Origin of the sequence: Oceanisphaera psychrotolerans, assembly GCF_001870485.1 — a bacterium.
GTDB classification, from domain to species: Bacteria; Pseudomonadota; Gammaproteobacteria; order Enterobacterales; family Aeromonadaceae; genus Oceanimonas; species Oceanimonas psychrotolerans.
The window spans coordinates 1-2688 of the sequence record NZ_MDKE01000052.1 but is presented as its reverse complement, the minus strand read 5'-3'; the positions used below and the strand labels follow the sequence as shown (position 1 = coordinate 2688).

The window sequence follows — 2688 nt, the reverse complement described above, 5'->3', positions numbered from 1 at the left end:
TGCTCGTAGGCCGAGTCGATGCCGGTGAAGTTTTTCAGCTCGCCGCGACGGGCTTTCTTGTACAGTCCCTTCACGTCGCGCTCTTCGGCGATGTCCAGCGGGGTATCCACAAACACCTCGATGAACTCGCCCTCGGCCAGCGATTCACGCGCCATGCGGCGTTCGGCGCGGAACGGGGAGATGAAGGCGGTGAGCACGATCAGGCCCGCATCCACCATCAGCTTCGATACTTCCGCCACCCGGCGAATGTTCTCCACCCGGTCGCGTCGGTAAAGCCCAGATCCTTGTTCAGACCGTGGCGCACGTTGTCGCCGTCCAGCAGGTAGGTGTGGCGGCCCAGGGCGTGCAGCTTCTTCTCCACCAGGTTGGCGATGGTCGACTTGCCGGCCCCGGACAGGCCGGTAAACCACAGCACGCTCGGCTGCTGGCCCTTGGCCTGGGCGCGGGCGCCCTTGTTCACGTCCACATGCTGATAGTGAATGTTCTGGCTGCGGCGCAGGGCAAAGTGCAGCATGCCGGCGGCCACCGTGGTGTTGCTCAGGCGGTCGATCAGAATAAAGCCGCCGGTATCCTTGTTGGTCTGGTAGTCATCGAAGGCGATGGCTCTGTCCAGGCTCAGGTTACAGACGCCGATGCCGTTCAGCTCCAGCTGCTTGGCGGCGGTGTGCTCCAGGGTGTTGACGTTGACCTGATACTTGATGTCGGTGACGCTGGCGGTCACGGTCTGGGTGCCAATCTTCAGCAGATAGGGGCGGCCGGGCAGCAGGGCGTCGTCGTGCATCCACACCAGGGTGCTTTCAAACTGATCGGCGGTTTCGGCCGGCGCCTCGGCGATGGAAATCACATCGCCGCGGGAGATATCGATTTCATCCTTCAGGGTCAGGGTCACCGACTGGCCGGCGACGGCCTGTTCCAGATCACCGCTGTAGGTCACGATACGATCGACCGTGCTTTCCTTGCCCGAGGGCTGAACCCGGATGCGGTCGCCGGGCTTGATCACGCCGCTGGTGATGGAGCCGGAGAAGCCACGGAAGTCCAGATTGGGGCGGTTGACCCACTGCACCGGCAAACGGAAGGGCGCACGCTGCATGCGGGTGTCGTCCACTTCCACGGTTTCCAGAAAGCCCATCAGGGTGGTACCGTGATACCAGGTCATTCTGGGGCTGGGCTCAATGATGTTGTCGCCCTTGAACGCCGACATCGGAATGTAGGTGATGTTGCTCAGGCCCAGCTGTTCGGCAAACCGGCCGTATTCTTCGACGATGTCGTTGAAACGCTGCTCGGAATAGTCGACCAGATCCATCTTGTTGATGGCCACCACAATCTGGCGAATGCCCAGCAATGACATCAGGTAGCTGTGACGGCGGGTCTGGGTCAGAATGCCTTTGCGGGCATCGACCATCAGAATGGCGGCGTCGGCGGTAGAGGCACCGGTGACCATGTTGCGGGTGTACTGCTCGTGCCCCGGGGTGTCGGCCACGATGAACTTGCGCTTGTCGGTGGAGAAAAAGCGATAGGCCACGTCGATGGTAATGCCTTGCTCGCGCTCGGCGGCCAGGCCATCCACCAGCAGGGCAAAGTCGATGTCTTCGCCCTGGGTACCCCATTTCTTGGAGTCGGCTTCCATGGCGGCGAGCTGGTCTTCAAACAGCATCTTGGACTCGAACAGCAGGCGCCCGATCAGGGTGCTTTTGCCGTCATCCACGCTGCCGCAGGTAATGAACCGCAGCAGACTCTTGTGCTCGTGGGCCTGCAGATATTGCTCGATATCGGAGGAGATGAGGTCGGATACGTGCGCCATTAGAAGTAGCCCTCTTGTTTTTTCTTTTCCATGGATGCGGCGGAGTCGTGATCGATCATGCGGCCCTGACGTTCGGACGTTTTGGTGAGCAGCATTTCCTGAATGATGGCGGGCAGGGTGTCGGCCTGTGACTCCACCGCGCCGGTCAGCGGGTAGCAGCCCAGGGTCCGGAACCGTACGTTCTTCATCATCGGCACTTCGCCGTCTTTCAACGGCATGCGCTCGTCATCCACCATGATCAGGGTGCCGTCGCGCTCTACCACCGGGCGCTGGGCCGCGTAGTACAGCGGCACGATGGGGATGTTTTCCAGGTGGATATACTGCCAGATATCCAGCTCGGTCCAGTTGGACAGCGGAAACACCCGGATCGACTCGCCCTTCTGCTTGCGGGCGTTATACAGCTTCCACAGCTCCGGGCGCTGGTTCTTGGGGTCCCAGCGGTGTTGCGCGGTACGGAACGAGAAAATCCGCTCCTTGGCACGGGATTTTTCTTCATCCCGGCGGGCACCACCGAAGGCGGCGTCGAAGCCGTACTTGTCCAGCGCCTGCTTCAGGCCCTCGGTCTTGGTGATGTCGGTATGCACGGCGGAGCCGTGAGTAAAGGGGTTGATGTCTTTCTCGATGGCCTCGGGGTTCACATGCACCAGCAGGTCCATGCCCAGCTTCTCGACCATCTGGTCACGGAATTCATACATTTCGCGAAACTTCCAGCGAGTATCCACATGCAGCAGCGGGAAGGGCGGAATGGAAGGATAGAAGGCCTTCATGGCCAGGTGCAGCATCACGGCGCTGTCTTTACCGATGGAGTAGAGCATGACCGGATTGTCGGCCTCGGCCACTACTTCCCGCATGATGTGGATACTTTCGGCTTCCAGCCGTTGCAGGTG

At 60.7% G+C, this 2688-nt stretch carries 1 protein-coding gene and 1 pseudogene; both read right to left on the bottom strand.

Annotated elements, in window-relative coordinates:
- Nucleotides 1–1801, bottom strand: a pseudogene (gene cysN / locus BFR47_RS18815) (sulfate adenylyltransferase subunit CysN); the annotation flags it as partial.
- A partial coding sequence (gene cysD / locus BFR47_RS14325) for a sulfate adenylyltransferase subunit CysD (protein WP_071473705.1) occupies nucleotides 1801–2688 on the bottom strand: 888 nt, incomplete at its 5' end. The gene cysD and the pseudogene cysN, both read right to left, overlap by 1 nt.